Genomic DNA, 13,930 nt, shown 5'->3' with positions numbered 1-13,930 from the left:
GATAAACATTAGGGAGGGAGAATGAGTAAGACTAGCTTTCGTATTGGCAGTTGTTTTCCCAAATTTCTGTTATTTTTCTTAACCGTGAGCGCCGCTAGTGTTGGACATTCTGCTGAAGAGCCGGTAATCGTCTGTCAGGAATGTGCTACCAGTCAGGTTGCTCAAGCGGCGGCTGAAAATTACGGCCATAGTTTGGGGCTGGACTGTGACCATGGTGGTGGGGCAGGGCCGGACCCAATTATCGGACCGGATCCACTCGACTGTACACCCCCCGAGGACCGGACTGTATATGTAATCCATCCGGAGTCGGAAACTGTCTATGGTTTTAACCTAGATTGGACCGATGAAGTGCCTTGGGTATTGATGGTGAGTCAGAAGACACCATCCAATGCATGGATTGATAAAGTTCAATCCAATTTTGCGGCTGTAAAGGGGTGGCAGCAAGACATCAAGGAGGCGCAGGACAGGCTTCGCGTCTTGCTGACCACGCTTAATCTAGGTAATACCACTGCGTTCAGTCAGACGATGAGGCAGCCATCCACAAGTCGTTCCAGGGCTCTGCTCGCCTCTATCCAAGAAGACGAAGGTTCCGATTGTCCCGATGGTACCGCGCTACATGCACTGACGGACGAGGACTTCCGTTCGCTACTTGAGCAGGAAATCCGTACAGAAATTGGCTGGATCGTTAATGATAGAGGGATCATAGAGTTTGATGGTCTTACTATCGGTATCAAAGGTGCTGGCGTGAGCTTTTCCGTACCGCCTGAATTTCCTACTACCAACGCCTTTCGGGCATTTTTCAGTGTCCACGAACTCGGAGACGGGGCGTATGAGATTCCAGAGGGTGGTCAGGAGGATTTTATACGCTTTGAGTTCGATGTTGACATGGATGGGCATGTCAATTTGACGGTGGACTACGAGAACAGCCGGATTCAGGGTAGGGAGAACTACTTCTCCACTCATTCGGTAAGCGACTCTGAAACCTGCGCTATCGAGCGTTTGAGGGACTATCGTGGACGTTATTTGATTGAAGACGGGGTAAGCGGTGCTAGGCTGGTGTTCTCCGACGGCGGATATGGTTGGAATGCCACGCCCCAGCCCATCGGCGGCACCAGTGGTGGCACGCCGATCTGCCAGCACCGCTTCTACAGTGGTGACCATTTAGTTAGGGTCGTGAACGGCCCCTGTGACATGTTCGACGATTGGGGGTCGGGGGACGACTGATCTTCTTGAGCTCCTCAAGACCGGTTCCTTTTTCTAACGATTTTGTAGCCCATGCGCAGGCCGTATGGCCAACTAATTGGCCATACGGCCTGTTGATTTCGGCGCCAACTTCGTACCGCCGACTGGAAGGGCGCTTAGCCAATCTGGAGACTGGTTTTCAGCTAGCTATGCTCGCTCCTATTAGAGCGCCAACCAACATCTCTGGTGGGACGGCTCCAGTGACTCCATGTCCAAAGTAGACTTAGGTGGCGACAAGCCTACCATTGGTGGGGACACCTGGGCCGTGTTTGCTGATGTCAAATTCAGATTGATGAGCAGATTGCCTTCGATTCGGCTGGTGAAATCGCGGACAAATCCGCTCCCACGGCGGCTTCGGCATACGCTGATGGCACCGTGGGAGCGAATTTATTCGCGATTAAAAGCCTCCGGATGGCACCAAAGCATAAGACAGAACCAAACCCTCCATTAGCACTGCCCAGGTGACCACCACCCAAGGTAGGCTTTGGTCCTGGTGGGCTTGCTCAGGGCTGTGTGAGCCAGGATGGCGAACCCAGAGCCCCCAGGGATGGGTTCACGGCGTCCCTGAGCAAGGCCACCGGGACCAAAGCCGGGACGCCCCCGTCACCGGCATCGAAGGGCACCAACGCAACCAAAGCCCAAAGCCACAAACAGACCGGAAAAACAACGATGAACCTCTGGCACGAAACAAAAGGCGAAGGCCCCAACCTGGTCATGGTCCATGGCTGGGGGCTGCACGCCGATGTCTGGGGGCCCGCGCTCGACGAACTCCAGACCCACTACCGCGTTACCCGCGTGGACCTGCCCGGCCATGGTCGCAGCCGGGACGCCGAGATCGGTGAAAGCCTGGGTGACTGGGCCGAAGCCGTACTCGCCGTCGCCCCCGACAGGGCCACCTGGCTCGGCTGGTCACTCGGCGGCATGGTCGCCACCCGCGCCGCCCTCGACGCACCCGACAGAGTCGAGCGCCTGATCGCCGTCGCCACCACCCCGCGTTTCGTCACAGCCAACGACTGGCCCCACGCCATGGCCCCCAACACCCTGGCCCAGTTTGCGGACGAATTGCGAAACGATTTCAGGGCCACAGTGCAGCAATTCCTCGCCCTCCAGACACAAGGCGACCCCGAAGCCCGGCGCCTGTTGAGAGCCCTGCGCAAGGATGTTTTCCGTCACGGCGAGCCCCATCACCGAGTACTCGAGCACGGCCTCGACCTGCTCGGCGATGTCGACCTGCGCGCCGAGCTGGCCCACCTGACCATGCCCGTGCGGGTCATCAGCGGGCGGCTGGATCGTCTCACCCATCCCGAAGCCGGGCGCGCCATGGCTGAATCCATTCCCCGGGCGGATTATCATTGTCTGCCCAGGACGGCGCATGCCCCCTTTCTCTCTGATCCCGAGCAATTCCTGGAGCTGATCCATGACTTCACCCAAGCGGGTTGATCCCAACCTGCCCAGGCTCGAACCCGAGCCTGACGACCATCCGGCGCTGCCCGAACGGGACGCCGTGCGGCGCTCATTTGATCGCGCCGCCGACAGCTACGACGAACATGCCGTGCTGCAGCGCGAAGTCTGCGACCGTCTGCTCGAGCGCCTCGATCTCACCACCATCGAGCCTCGCACCATCCTCGACCTGGCCGCCGGCACCGGGCAGGGCAGTGCCGCCCTGCGCCAGCGCTATCCCAAGGCGCGGGTTCATCCCCTGGATCTCTCCGAGGCCATGCTCCGGCGCGCCCGGCAGCACGGCAGCTGGTGGCGACCGCTGCCGCCCATCTGTGCCGATATCAGCCGCCTGCCCATCGCCGATGACAGTGTGGATCTGATTTTCTCCAGCCTTGGCCTGCAATGGGTGGATGATCTCGACCGCGCCTTTCGCGAGATCCGCCGGGTACTCAAGCCCCAGGGCCTGTTCCTGTTCACCACCTTCGGCCCGGACACCCTGACCGAGCTGCGTCAGGCCTGGTCGGCGGTGGACGAGCGTACCCATGTCAACGTCTTCGCCGACATGCACGACATCGGTGACGGCCTGATTCGTGCCGGCCTGGCCGAGCCGGTGATGGATGCGGAACATTTCACCCTGACCTACGAGACGGCCGATGCGCTCATGCGCGACATCAAGCGTATCGGTGCCCACAACGTCACCGCCGACCGTCCCCGCGGCCTCACCGGTCCCAGGAAAATGGCCCGCTTTCGCCAGGCCTACGAGCAATTCCGCACCGAAGACCGCCTCCCTGCCACCTACGAAGTCGTCTACGGCACAGTCTGGAAACCGAAATGAACCTCTTCATCACCGGCACCGACACCGAAGTCGGAAAAACCTTGGTCACCTGCGCCCTGCTGCATGCCATCCGCGCGCGGGGGGAGACGGCGGTGGGCTTGAAGCCGGTGGCATCCGGTTCACGCCCCACCCCGGACGGTCTGCGCAACGAGGACGGGGAGGCCCTGTTGGCGGCCTCAAGCCCGGGGCCTGCCTATGCAGCGATCAACCCACTGGCCTTCGAGCCGGCCATTGCCCCGCACATTGCCGCCGAGGAGGCCGGCGAGGCGCTCACCGTGGCGCGGCTTCTTCAGGGCATCACCCCGGGGCCGGTGGCGGACTGGCGGCTGGTGGAAGGGGTCGGCGGCTGGCGCGTGCCCCTGAGCGGGCGGGAAACCATGGAGGACCTGGCCCTGGCCCTGGATTACCCGGTGATTCTGGTGGTCGCCCTGCGCCTGGGTTGCATCAACCACGCCCTGCTCACCGCCGACCGGATTGCGCAGGTGGGCCTGCCCCTGGCCAGCTGGGTCGCCACCGAGCCTGACCCCGAGCAATCCCATCGGCAAGAAAACTTCCAGACCCTGGCCCGCCTGCTGCCCGCCCCCTGCCTCGGCCGCCTCCGCCACAACCCTCGCCCCGACCCCGCAGAACTGGCCCCCGATCTGGATCTCAATCGCCTCCCCACGCCCCCCTGACCCCTAACCCCTAACCCCTCACCCCTGACCCGAAAAAATATTGACCCCAATCATGGATTTCCCCGACCCAGCCGCCATTGCGCCCCGCAGGGCCTTGAAGTACCATTTCCGCCTCCGGAAACCCGGGTCGAATCCATGAGGCATGAGGAAGGATCACCGGGGCAGGCGCCGCATCGAATCGTGGTCAGCCCCAATGACTCCCTCGGTTCACGGGGCCGGGTGATCTTTTTTCTTGTGGTTGCCCTTGCCGTGCTGCTGGTCAGCGCCAGCGTGGCGGCACGCGGATTATGGCCGGTTCTGCCTTTCGCCGGGCTGGAGTTGCTGGTCCTGGCGATATGCCTCTACGTCGTGGAGCGGCGAACCCGCTATCGCGAGGTCATCACCCTGGAGGGAGATTCCCTTCGGGTTGAGCAGGGCCGCGGACGTCCGGAGACAGAGCAGCGGTTTCATCGAGCCTGGGTGAGGGTCGAGCTGGAGCCCGCCGCTCATCGCAACTATCCCGCCCGCCTGTTTTTGCGCGAAGGGCATCGGCAGTGCGAGATCGGGCGTTGTTTGACAGAATCGGAGCGCAGTTCGCTTGGCGAGCGGCTCAGGGGCCTGCTGGCCACCGGAAAATGAAATCTCCGTCCTCTTAAGCCGGGCGGAGCCGGTAGACCGCCACGCCTTGCTCGGGTGGTCTGCTTGATCCATCACGCAGGAGAAGTGAAAGCATGTTCAAAGCGAAGCTTTCAGGCGCCATTCGCCACACCGTCTTGCTCGGCCTGTTCTTGCTTCCCGGGTCGGCACTGGCCTTCCGTGAAGGCATTAACTTGCCCCGTGGCGTGACATCCATCAGTTCCGACATTTATGACCTGCACATGCTGATCTTCTGGATCTGCGTTGCCATCGGGGTCATCGTGTTCGGGGCGATGATCATTTCCATTTTCCTGCACCGCAAATCCCGGGGCGTGGAACCGGCCAAGTGGCACCACAATACCGCCGTTGAAGTGGTGTGGACCGCCGTGCCTTTCCTGATTCTTGTGGGCATGGCCATTCCTTCCGCGCGGGCACTCATCGATATCGAGGACTATCGCGATTACGACATGAGTATCCAGGTCACTGGTTATCAGTGGTTCTGGCATTACGAATATCGTGGCGAGGATGTGTCCTTCTACAGCCGTCTGGACGATGACAGCAATCGTGCCCGCCAGCTTCGCGCCCATCGCGAGATCGACCCCCTCGACGTGGACAACTATCTGCTGGAAGTGGATAACCGCGTGGTTGTTCCCGTGGACCAGAAAGTCCTTTTGCTGTTGACCGCCAATGATGTCATTCACGCCTGGTGGGTGCCTGAGTTGGGTGGTAAGAAAGACGCCATTCCCGGTTTCGTCAACGAACTCTGGTTCGAGATTTCCGAACCCGGTGTGTATCGCGGTCAGTGCGCTGAACTCTGTGGCCGTGACCATGGCTTCATGCCCATCGTCGTCGAGGCGGTGGAACAGGAAGAGTACGAGGCCTGGTTGGAAGAGATGCGCGATCGCAACGCCGAGAACGAAGACGCAACCCAGGTTTCCGCCATTGACGTGGCCCGGTAAAGACTGAGCCGGAGGTCGAGAGAAAAAATGAGCACTGCTACCGATACCCATCACGACGAGCATCACGGCCCGGCCAAGGGCATGCGTCGCTGGCTGTTTACCACCAATCACAAGGACATTGGCACGCTGTACCTCTGGTTCAGCCTGATCATGTTCTTCGTGGGCGGGGCCATGGCCATGGTCATCCGTGCCGAGCTGATCCAGCCCGGCATGAATCTGGTTGACCCCATGTTCTACAACCAGATGGTCACCATGCACGCGCTGATCATGATCTTCGGCGCCGTCATGCCGGCTTTCGTGGGTCTGGCCAACTGGATGATCCCCATGATGGTGGGGGCGCCGGACATGGCCCTGCCGCGCATGAACAACTGGAGCTTCTGGATCCTGCCCATCGGCTTCACGCTTCTGCTGATGACCTTCTTCGTGCCGGGCGGTGCGCCGGCCGCGGGCTGGACCATCTATCCGCCGCTCTCATTGCAGACGGGGGATGCCTTCCCGCTCCTGGTATTCGGCATTCACGTTCTGGGTATCTCCTCCATCATGGGCGCGATCAACATCATCGTGACCATCATGAACATGCGGGCCCCGGGCATGGGGCTTCTGAAGATGCCCATCTTCGTGTGGAGCTGGCTGATTACCGCCTATCTGCTCATCGCGGTGATGCCGGTGCTGGCCGGTGCGGTGACCATGCTGCTCACCGACAAGTACTTCGGTACCGCCTTCTTTGATGCCGCCGGCGGCGGTGACCCGGTCCTGTTCCAGCACATCTTCTGGTTCTTCGGGCACCCCGAGGTCTACATCATGATCCTGCCGGCCTTCGGGATCATCTCCGAGATCATCCCGACCTTTGCCCGCAAGAAGCTCTTCGGCTACAGCGCCATGGTCTACGCCATTGCCGCCATTGCCTTCTTGAGCTTCATTGTCTGGGCTCACCACATGTTCACCGTGGGCATGCCGGTGGCCGGGCTGCTGTTCTTCATGTTCACCACCATGCTGATTGCCGTGCCCACGGGCGTGAAGATCTTCAACTGGGTGGCGACCATGTGGCGTGGGGCCATGACCTTCGAAACCCCGATGCTGTATGCCCTGGCCTTCCTCTTCCTGTTCACCATTGGTGGCTTCTCCGGCCTGATGCTCGCCATCGTGCCGGCGGATTTCCAGTACCATGACTCCTACTTCGTGGTGGCCCATTTCCACTACGTGCTGGTGCCGGGTGCGGTCTTCGCCATCATGGCTGCCGTGTATTACTGGCTGCCCAAGTGGACCGGCTACATGTACAGCGAGTTCTGGGGCAAGACCCATTTCTGGCTGTCCACGATTTCCATTAACGTGACCTTCTTCCCGCAGCACTTCCTGGGCCTGGCCGGCATGCCGCGCCGGATCCCGGACTATGCGGTCCAGTTCACGGACTTCAACTTCATCTCCAGTATCGGGGCCTTTGTCTTCGGTCTTTCCCAGCTGATCTTTGTCTACGTGATCATCCACTGCATCCGCGGTGGTGTGGGTCGCGCGACTGATCGGGTCTGGGAAGGCTCCCATGGTCTTGAGTGGACAGTGCCCTCGCCGGCGCCTTACCACACCTTCGAGACCGCCCCGGAAGTGAAGTGAGGTGAGTGTGTCCGAGCAAGACGATGATCGCACCAAACAAAACCGACGCCGGGCCCGCTTCTGGGCCCTGGTGATCGGGGCCGTTGCGGTCACCTTCTATGTGGGCATCTTTCTGTTGATCAGCACCCGCTATTGAGTCAGCGAGCAAGTCTGACTCGGGAGGCGCGAGAATGAGTTCGGAACAAGACGGCAAGCCTGGCAAGGGCAACAGGGGGCTGGTGGCCCGGTTGACCCTGGCTTCCGTGGCCATGTTTGGTTTCGGCTTTGCCCTGGTGCCGCTCTACGACGTGTTCTGCGAGGTAACCGGGATCAGCAGTTCCTCCACCACCCGCGCGGCCGCCGAACCGGTTGCGCTGGAAGTGGATTATGACCGCAAGGTCACGGTGGAGTTTGTCGCTACGACCAATCAGAGGGACATCTGGCGCTTCACCCCGGAAGAAACCCGCATGCGGGTCCATCCGGGCAAGCTCTACACCACCCACTATCTCGCCACCAATCTGGATGAGCGAGATCGAATGGGACACGCCGTGCCGGATGTTTCGCCAGCGGGTGCCACCCGCTATGTGCAGAAAGTGGAGTGCTTCTGCTTTGAAGAGCAGCTTTTTGCCGGTGAGGAAAGCCAGCGCATGCCGGTGCTCTTCTACGTGGATCCGGAACTGCCGCGCAACATTGGCACCGTGACCCTGAATTATTCCTTCTTCGCCCAGGACGTGGTGGGCGAGAAGTAGGACCCTGACCGGAGGGCCGGCCCTTCGGACCAATAACCATTGCAGGATTGAGGAAGAACGAGATGGCTCAGGAAAAGGGTAGTTACTACGTCCCGCATGAAAGCCACTGGCCCGTGGTGGGCACCATCGGGATGTTCGTGGCCGTGCTGGGTGCGGCTGCTCTGCTGAACGGCCTCCTGTGGGGCACGCCGGTGATGTTCATTGGTGGTGCCATCATTCTCTACATGGTCTGGGGCTGGTTCCGTGATGTGATCAACGAGAGCGTGAGCGGCGCCTTCGGTCCTCAGGAGGATCGCAGCTTCCGCCAGGGCATGGCCTGGTTCATCCTCTCCGAGGTCTTCTTCTTTGCGGCCTTCTTCGGCGCCCTGTTCTACGCCCGGATCTACTCGGTGCCGTGGCTGGGTGGTGAAGGTGCCAACTTCTTTACCGGCCTGCTGCTCTGGGATGGCTTCGAGGCTTCCTGGCCCACCGACGGCCCGGCGCCGCGCCATGACGCATTCAGCACCATGGGTGCCTGGGGCCTGCCGGCCCTGAACACCGCCATCCTGCTGACCTCGGGCGTGACCCTGACCATTGCTCACCACGCCATCAAGGACAACAACCGCAAGGTGCTCAACTGGGGCCTGGGTGCCACCATTGCCCTCGGCCTGCTCTTCCTTGGCATTCAGAGCTACGAATACGTCCACGCCTATGTGGATCTGAACCTGCGGCTGGATTCCGGCATCTACGGTTCCACCTTCTTCATGCTCACCGGTTTCCACGGCATGCACGTGATACTCGGGGCATTGATGCTGCTGGTGGTCTTCTTCCGCTGCCTCAAGGGCCATTTCACACCCGAAAACCACTTCGCATTCGAAGCCGCCGCCTGGTACTGGCACTTCGTGGACGTGGTCTGGATTCTGGTGTTCATCTTCGTGTATTGGCTCTGAGCCTGTTACACCCAACCGCGAGCCTGTTCCAGTCGGAATTGGCTACGAGCTACGAGCTACGAGCTACGAGCTACGAGCAACGAGCTGCGAGCCGGCACTGCCAGCTCGTCGCTCGCAGCTCGCAGCTACTTAACCGGCGGCCCGGTGGGTTCGATGATGCCGAGGGCGAAGCCCAGCATGAGGAGCAGGAAGAGGGCGACGGACAGCCCCACCCGGATGGTCAGTGCCCAGACGGCCCGCTTCGACTGGCCGGCATCCTTCAGCAAATAGCGCAGGGCGGAGCCCAGGCTGATCAGGATGGCCACGATGATGATGAGTATCAAAAGCCGCATTGCGTGATACCTGGCAGGGGCGCCGCCTCAGTGGGCGCCGGAATGGATTCGGCCGGGCCATCGGCCCGAGCCGGGAGGCAGTATGAGACAACAGACCGGCTGGCAGTTCAAGCCGCCCTGGTGGGCCTGGGTCCTGCTGCTCGCTGGCGTTCTCATCTTTTCCAGCCTTTCCGCCTGGCAATTGGGCCGGGCAGAGGAAAAGCGCGAGTTGCTGGAGCTGTTTGAAGCCGGTACCGAAACCCGCGTTGTGGAAAGCGCTGAACACTGGCAGGAACTCGAGCGTTATGCCCCCGTCCGTCTCAAGGGCCGTTTTCTGCCGGAACGGGAATTCCTCCTGGAAAGCATGCTGCGTGAGGGTGCGCCGGGTTTTCACGTCTGGACACCCTTTCGCCTGAAAGCAGACGGCAGCCTGATTGTGGTCGATCGGGGCTGGATCGCGGATGAGGATGTCGAGGCCCGACTGGCCGAGCAGAGACCATCGACCGAGTCCCTGACGGTCGCGGGGCGGGTGGACAGTCTGCCCCGGCCGGGTTTCCGTCTCAGTGCCCCCAGCCCCGAAGGTGACTGGCCCCGGCGCATTTATTTTCCGGAGGCGGAGGATTTGCAGTCGCAACTGGGTGAGCCGGTCATCGATGGCCGCCTCTTGATGGATGCCGAGGCCAGTCCCGGCTTTCGCCGTGACTGGGACCCCATCAACATGCCGCCAGAGCGACATCTGGGCTATGCCTTTCAGTGGGCCGCCGTCACCCTGGCCGTGATTATTCTTTTCATCGTCGTCAATCTGAAACGAGTGCACCGCAATGAGTGAGCTTGATCCCCGCACCCGACGTTTCCGCATCACTCTGGTGTTGGTATTTTTGGTCTGTGCCGGTCCCTTCATCCTTGCCTGGCTGTGGTGGGCTTTCCAGGGGCCGATGGAGCCGGCAAGCACCACCAACAAGGGTGAGCTGGTCCATCCCGCCCAGCCCATCGACGATGCCGATCTCAATGCCCTGGCCGGGCGCGCCGGAGAAGGCGAGCGCAGTGTGCTGGGAGACCGTCGCTGGACGGTGATCTATATCGCCGCCGACGGCTGTGGCGCCGACTGTCAGGAAGTGATCTGGGCAACCCGACAGATCCGGCTGTCCCTGGGCCGCGACATGGGCCGGGTGCGCCGGGTCCTGTTCGAGCCGGCCAGCGCGGCGGACCTGGCGCATTATCGTGAAGCGCACCCGGACCTGAGTGTTTTCGACCTGAGTGATTCCCGCGCCGGGGATTTTCTCGAGCAGTTCGAGCTCGATGACGGCCAGGCTGCGCCGGAAACGGGGCGCCTGTACATTGTCGATCCGCTGGGTAATCTGATGATGTACTTCCCGGCAGGATTTGACCCGGACGATTTCATGGACGACATGAAACGCCTGCTTCGTGTTTCACAGATTGGTTAACCAGCCCGGAACCCGAACATGACTCGCTTGCAGATCTTCAACCGCGGCTCCCTGGCCGCCACCATCCTGACCCTGGTGGTGGTTGTCCTGGGTGCCTTTGTCCGCCTCAATGACGCCGGTCTTGGCTGTCCCGACTGGCCCGGCTGTTACGGCGTGATGACCGTGCCCCAGACCGAGCAGCAATTGGACTTTGCTCTGGAGCAGTGGGATGACACCCCCCTGGCCCGGGGCGACGAACAGTGGTTGGCCAAGGCCTGGAAAGAGATGGCCCATCGCTACGTCGCCGGCCTGCTGGGTCTGATGATTCTGGGCCTGGCGATCCTTGCCTGGTTCAACCGCACTGACAAGCGGCAGCCGGTGAAGCTGCCCTGGCTGCTGGTGGGGCTGGTGATCTTCCAGTCACTGCTGGGGATGTGGACGGTGACCCTGCTGGTCAAGCCGGCCATTGTCCTGGCCCATCTCTTTGGGGGCCTGGCCACCCTGTCCCTGCTCTGGCTGCAGTATTTGCGTACCCGCGATCAGGGTGCCCCCGATGAAGCCGCGTCCCTGCCAAGCCGGCCGCGCCGTCGCCTGCGTCGGGCCGGCATCGCCGCCACCGTTGTTCTGATTCTCCAGATCGGCCTCGGCGGATGGGTCAGCACCAACTATGCGGCCCTGGCCTGTCCGGATTTCCCCACCTGCCACGGTGAATACTGGCCGGAGATGGACTTTCGAGACGGCTTCACGCTGTGGCGTGAGCTGGGCAAGAACTATGAGTATGGAGTCCTCGACAATGAGGCCCGGACCGCCATCCATTATACCCATCGCCTGGGTGCCATTATTGCCCTGGCGGTGATCGCGGCCTTCGCCTGGAAGCTCTGGCAGGTGGGCGGCCTGGTACTGCGAAGGATGGCCATCGCGGTCAGCGGCCTGTTGCTGATCCAGCTCGCCATTGGTGTCTTTGTGGTGGTACTGAGTCTGCCCTTGTGGCTGGCCACCGCCCACAACGCCGGGGCGGCGCTGCTCATGCTGGCAATGGTCACCGCGCTCTGGGCGCTGTATGGTAGGCGCCCCGGTACGGATAGCTGAGGACAGGCAGGACCATGACCCAGGCAAGCCCCGACTTTCGCACCCTGGCGGCGGACTATCTTGATCTCTGCAAGCCCAAGGTGGTGGCGCTGATCGTATTTACCGCCATTGTCGGCATGTTGCTGGCGGTGCCGGGTGCCGTGCCCCTGGATTTGTTCATCTTCGGCACCGTGGGCATCGGCCTGGCGGCGGCCTCGGCGGCGGCCATCAACCATTTCATTGATCGGCGCATCGACGCCGAAATGGCGCGTACCCGCAAGCGGCCCCTGCCCACCGGCCACCTCAAGGGCTGGCAGGTCCTGAGCTTCGCCGCCGTTCTCGGCATCACCGCGATGGCGCTGTTGTGGTTTCTGGTCAATCCCCTCGCCGCCGTGCTGACCCTGGCCTCGCTGGTTGGCTACGCCATCATCTACACCGTCTTTCTCAAGCGGGCGACGCCACAGAACATCGTCATTGGCGGGGCCGCCGGCGCGGCGCCGCCGGTGCTTGGCTGGGTGGCCATTACCGGCGAGATTCACCCCCACGCTCTGTTGCTGTTCCTGATCATCTTCACCTGGACGCCGCCTCATTTCTGGGCCCTGGCCATTCACCGCCGGGAAGAGTACGCCAAGGTGGACATGCCCATGCTGCCGGTCACCCACGGTGTCGATTTCACCGGTTGGCATATCATTTTCTACACCATCCTGTTGTTACTGGTGACCCTGCTACCCTGGCTGACCGGCATGTCCGGTCTGCTTTATCTCGTTGTGGCCGTGGTCCTTGGTATAGCCTTTCTGGCCTATACCATCGCCCTCAAGCGTGACCCGGACAGCCGCTGGCCCATGAAGACCTTCGGCTTCTCCATCACCTATCTCATCGGTGTCTTTGCGGCCCTGCTCATCGACCATTATCTGGCCGTTTGGCTGGCCTAGGCGTTCCGTTTTTGCCACAGGGGCGGCGCGCATCGTGGCCGGCTGTCGGTCGCCGGGGAATCACGTCGGCCGTCTCCTTCCCATCACCCGCAAGCCTTTGACTTCAAAGTAAACCCATCCGAATCAAGGGCATTGGAGTGCGTGGTGCCCCGTCCCCATCCGTCTGCTCATTTTGACCCCGCCGTTGTGAGCGTGCTACTTCTGAAGGCTCAAATCTGACGGGGGGGAACTGTCTGCGCCAGCGTGTTGCGGTCGGTCGCCCGTCTTTGTGTTAACACGGGAGGGGTAGCATGCCTGGCAAGATCCTTCGCAAGACCTTCATCATGGCCATCGTGGCCGCACTCACCCTGGGCAGTGCCAATGGCCTGGCCAGCGAAGATATGGCAGCGGACAGCCAGTGGCGGGACTGGAGTGGCAAACAGGCCATTCAGGACGGTCTCGACAGTGATGAGATTCAAACATGGATCGTACGCCTGCATGACGCCCCGGTCGTTCGTTACACCGGTGGCATCCCCGGCCTGGAGGCCACCAGCCCCCGTGTGACCGGCCAGGAGCGCTTCTCCACCAGCCAGCCTGGCGTTGCCGAGTATCGGCAGTATCTGCGCGACCGCCAGCAGGAAGTGCTGGCCGGCATCGCCCAGCACACCGGCCAGGTATTCGATCCCGATCGCCGTTGGCAGGTTGCCGCCAACGGTTTTGTCATCGAGACCGATGCCCGCACGGCCAAGGCCATCGCCTCCATGCCCGAGATCCGCTCGATCAAGCGTGAGATTGTTTATGAGCCGCTGACCTTTGCCGGGCCCCAGCAAATTGGTGCCCCGGCCATTTGGGAGGGCACTGCCACCGGTGTGGAGAGCAAGGGCGAAGACATGGTGGTGGCCATCGTCGACAGTGGCATCAACCCCGACCACGAATCCTTTGCCGAAGTCACCGATGACGGCTATGAGCACGTCAACCCTCTCGGTGATGGCGTGTTCATTGGCGCTTGTGATCCGGATCATGAGCAGTACGAGCCCGGTTACAACTGTAACAACAAGTTGATTGGCGCTTTCTACTTCAACCCCAGCGACAATACGGCCTTCGACGACAACGGCCACGGCACCCACGTAGCTGGCACCGCCGCCGGGAATGAGGTCACCACCCCCGATGGGCTTGAGATTTCCGG

At 61.4% G+C, this 13,930-nt stretch carries 16 protein-coding genes; 15 read left to right on the top strand and 1 reads right to left on the bottom strand.

The features are described 5' to 3' along the window. Positions 1 to 21: 21 nt before the first annotated feature. The 10 genes from VCB98_RS07820 (at position 22) to VCB98_RS07775 (ending at position 9,030) form a co-directional block, all read left to right on the top strand. Complete coding sequence (locus VCB98_RS07820; protein WP_346051444.1) at positions 22 to 1,224, top strand: hypothetical protein; 1,203 nt, start codon at positions 22 to 24, stop codon at positions 1,222 to 1,224. A 687-nt stretch (positions 1,225 to 1,911) separates the two neighbouring features. Further along, positions 1,912 to 2,682, top strand: a complete 771-nt coding sequence (gene bioH / locus VCB98_RS07815) for a pimeloyl-ACP methyl ester esterase BioH (RefSeq protein ID WP_346051442.1) — start codon at positions 1,912 to 1,914, stop codon at positions 2,680 to 2,682. After that, positions 2,660 to 3,517: a malonyl-ACP O-methyltransferase BioC gene (bioC, locus tag VCB98_RS07810; protein ID WP_346051440.1), complete on the top strand. Its 858-nt coding sequence runs from the start codon at positions 2,660 to 2,662 to the stop codon at positions 3,515 to 3,517. The genes bioH and bioC overlap by 23 nt, the downstream gene beginning before the upstream one ends. After that, positions 3,514 to 4,191: a dethiobiotin synthase gene (gene bioD, locus VCB98_RS07805; protein ID WP_346051438.1), complete on the top strand. Its 678-nt coding sequence runs from the start codon at positions 3,514 to 3,516 to the stop codon at positions 4,189 to 4,191. The genes bioC and bioD overlap by 4 nt, the downstream gene beginning before the upstream one ends. Positions 4,192 to 4,326: 135 nt before the next feature. Then, positions 4,327 to 4,809, top strand: coding sequence for a DUF2244 domain-containing protein (locus tag VCB98_RS07800; RefSeq protein ID WP_346051436.1), 483 nt, complete (start codon positions 4,327 to 4,329; stop codon positions 4,807 to 4,809). A gap of 92 nt (positions 4,810 to 4,901) precedes the next feature. Further along, on the top strand, positions 4,902 to 5,765 hold the full coding sequence (gene coxB / locus VCB98_RS07795) for a cytochrome c oxidase subunit II (RefSeq protein WP_346051434.1): 864 nt from the start codon (positions 4,902 to 4,904) through the stop codon (positions 5,763 to 5,765). A gap of 27 nt (positions 5,766 to 5,792) precedes the next feature. Continuing rightward, entirely contained in the window at positions 5,793 to 7,373 is a 1,581-nt protein-coding gene (gene ctaD, locus VCB98_RS07790) for a cytochrome c oxidase subunit I (RefSeq protein WP_346051432.1), read from the top strand. 7 nt (positions 7,374 to 7,380) lie between these two features. Next, complete coding sequence (locus tag VCB98_RS07785; protein ID WP_346051430.1) at positions 7,381 to 7,509, top strand: hypothetical protein; 129 nt, start codon at positions 7,381 to 7,383, stop codon at positions 7,507 to 7,509. A 34-nt stretch (positions 7,510 to 7,543) separates the two neighbouring features. Continuing rightward, positions 7,544 to 8,101 carry a cytochrome c oxidase assembly protein gene (locus VCB98_RS07780; RefSeq protein WP_346051428.1) on the top strand — a complete coding sequence of 186 codons (558 nt, stop codon included), beginning with the start codon at positions 7,544 to 7,546 and terminating at the stop codon, positions 8,099 to 8,101. Positions 8,102 to 8,163: 62 nt separating this feature from the next. Continuing rightward, complete coding sequence (locus tag VCB98_RS07775) at positions 8,164 to 9,030, top strand: cytochrome c oxidase subunit 3 (protein WP_346051426.1); 867 nt, start codon at positions 8,164 to 8,166, stop codon at positions 9,028 to 9,030. Positions 9,031 to 9,155: 125 nt separating this feature from the next. Here VCB98_RS07775 and VCB98_RS07770 read toward each other — a convergent pair whose 3' ends face one another. Then, positions 9,156 to 9,362: a twin transmembrane helix small protein gene (locus VCB98_RS07770; RefSeq protein ID WP_346051424.1), complete on the bottom strand. Its 207-nt coding sequence runs from the start codon at positions 9,360 to 9,362 to the stop codon at positions 9,156 to 9,158. Between the two features lie 82 nt (positions 9,363 to 9,444). On the opposite strand from VCB98_RS07770, the gene VCB98_RS07765 reads away from it, so the two are divergent. The 5 genes from VCB98_RS07765 to VCB98_RS07745 form a co-directional block, all read left to right on the top strand. Then, positions 9,445 to 10,170, top strand: coding sequence for an SURF1 family protein (locus VCB98_RS07765; protein WP_346051422.1), 726 nt, complete (start codon positions 9,445 to 9,447; stop codon positions 10,168 to 10,170). Continuing rightward, positions 10,163 to 10,786 (top strand): redox-active disulfide-containing membrane protein, encoded by a 624-nt coding sequence (locus VCB98_RS07760; protein WP_346051421.1) that lies wholly within the window; start codon positions 10,163 to 10,165, stop codon positions 10,784 to 10,786. Before VCB98_RS07765 ends, VCB98_RS07760 begins: the two co-directional genes overlap by 8 nt. Positions 10,787 to 10,804: 18 nt before the next feature. Further along, positions 10,805 to 11,854, top strand: coding sequence for a COX15/CtaA family protein (locus VCB98_RS07755; RefSeq protein WP_346051419.1), 1,050 nt, complete (start codon positions 10,805 to 10,807; stop codon positions 11,852 to 11,854). A 14-nt stretch (positions 11,855 to 11,868) separates the two neighbouring features. After that, positions 11,869 to 12,765 (top strand): heme o synthase, encoded by an 897-nt coding sequence (cyoE, locus tag VCB98_RS07750; RefSeq protein WP_346051417.1) that lies wholly within the window; start codon positions 11,869 to 11,871, stop codon positions 12,763 to 12,765. A gap of 290 nt (positions 12,766 to 13,055) precedes the next feature. After that, positions 13,056 to 13,930: S8 family serine peptidase (locus VCB98_RS07745; protein WP_346051415.1), on the top strand; the 875-nt coding region annotated here is incomplete at its 3' end.

It is taken from the genome of Natronospira elongata (assembly GCF_034931365.1).
Lineage (GTDB): Bacteria > Pseudomonadota > Gammaproteobacteria > Natronospirales > Natronospiraceae > Natronospira > Natronospira elongata.
The sequence above is the reverse complement of the archived record's forward strand: the minus strand, read 5'-3'. Positions and strand labels throughout refer to the sequence as shown.

Excerpts from the sequence above, each read along its gene's own strand:
- VCB98_RS07820 (WP_346051444.1), top strand. The coding sequence starts at position 22 with ATGAGTAAGACTAGCTTTCGTATTGGCAGTTGTTTTCCCAAATTTCTG.
- bioH (WP_346051442.1), top strand. The coding sequence starts at position 1,912 with ATGAACCTCTGGCACGAAACAAAAGGCGAAGGCCCCAACCTGGTCATG.
- bioC (WP_346051440.1), top strand. The coding sequence starts at position 2,660 with ATGACTTCACCCAAGCGGGTTGATCCCAACCTGCCCAGGCTCGAACCC.
- bioD (WP_346051438.1), top strand. The coding sequence starts at position 3,514 with ATGAACCTCTTCATCACCGGCACCGACACCGAAGTCGGAAAAACCTTG.
- VCB98_RS07800 (WP_346051436.1), top strand. The coding sequence starts at position 4,327 with ATGAGGCATGAGGAAGGATCACCGGGGCAGGCGCCGCATCGAATCGTG.
- coxB (WP_346051434.1), top strand. The coding sequence starts at position 4,902 with ATGTTCAAAGCGAAGCTTTCAGGCGCCATTCGCCACACCGTCTTGCTC.
- ctaD (WP_346051432.1), top strand. The coding sequence starts at position 5,793 with ATGAGCACTGCTACCGATACCCATCACGACGAGCATCACGGCCCGGCC.
- VCB98_RS07780 (WP_346051428.1), top strand. The coding sequence starts at position 7,544 with ATGAGTTCGGAACAAGACGGCAAGCCTGGCAAGGGCAACAGGGGGCTG.
- VCB98_RS07775 (WP_346051426.1), top strand. The coding sequence starts at position 8,164 with ATGGCTCAGGAAAAGGGTAGTTACTACGTCCCGCATGAAAGCCACTGG.
- VCB98_RS07770 (WP_346051424.1), bottom strand. The coding sequence starts at position 9,362 with ATGCGGCTTTTGATACTCATCATCATCGTGGCCATCCTGATCAGCCTG.
- VCB98_RS07765 (WP_346051422.1), top strand. The coding sequence starts at position 9,445 with ATGAGACAACAGACCGGCTGGCAGTTCAAGCCGCCCTGGTGGGCCTGG.
- VCB98_RS07760 (WP_346051421.1), top strand. The coding sequence starts at position 10,163 with ATGAGTGAGCTTGATCCCCGCACCCGACGTTTCCGCATCACTCTGGTG.
- VCB98_RS07755 (WP_346051419.1), top strand. The coding sequence starts at position 10,805 with ATGACTCGCTTGCAGATCTTCAACCGCGGCTCCCTGGCCGCCACCATC.
- cyoE (WP_346051417.1), top strand. The coding sequence starts at position 11,869 with ATGACCCAGGCAAGCCCCGACTTTCGCACCCTGGCGGCGGACTATCTT.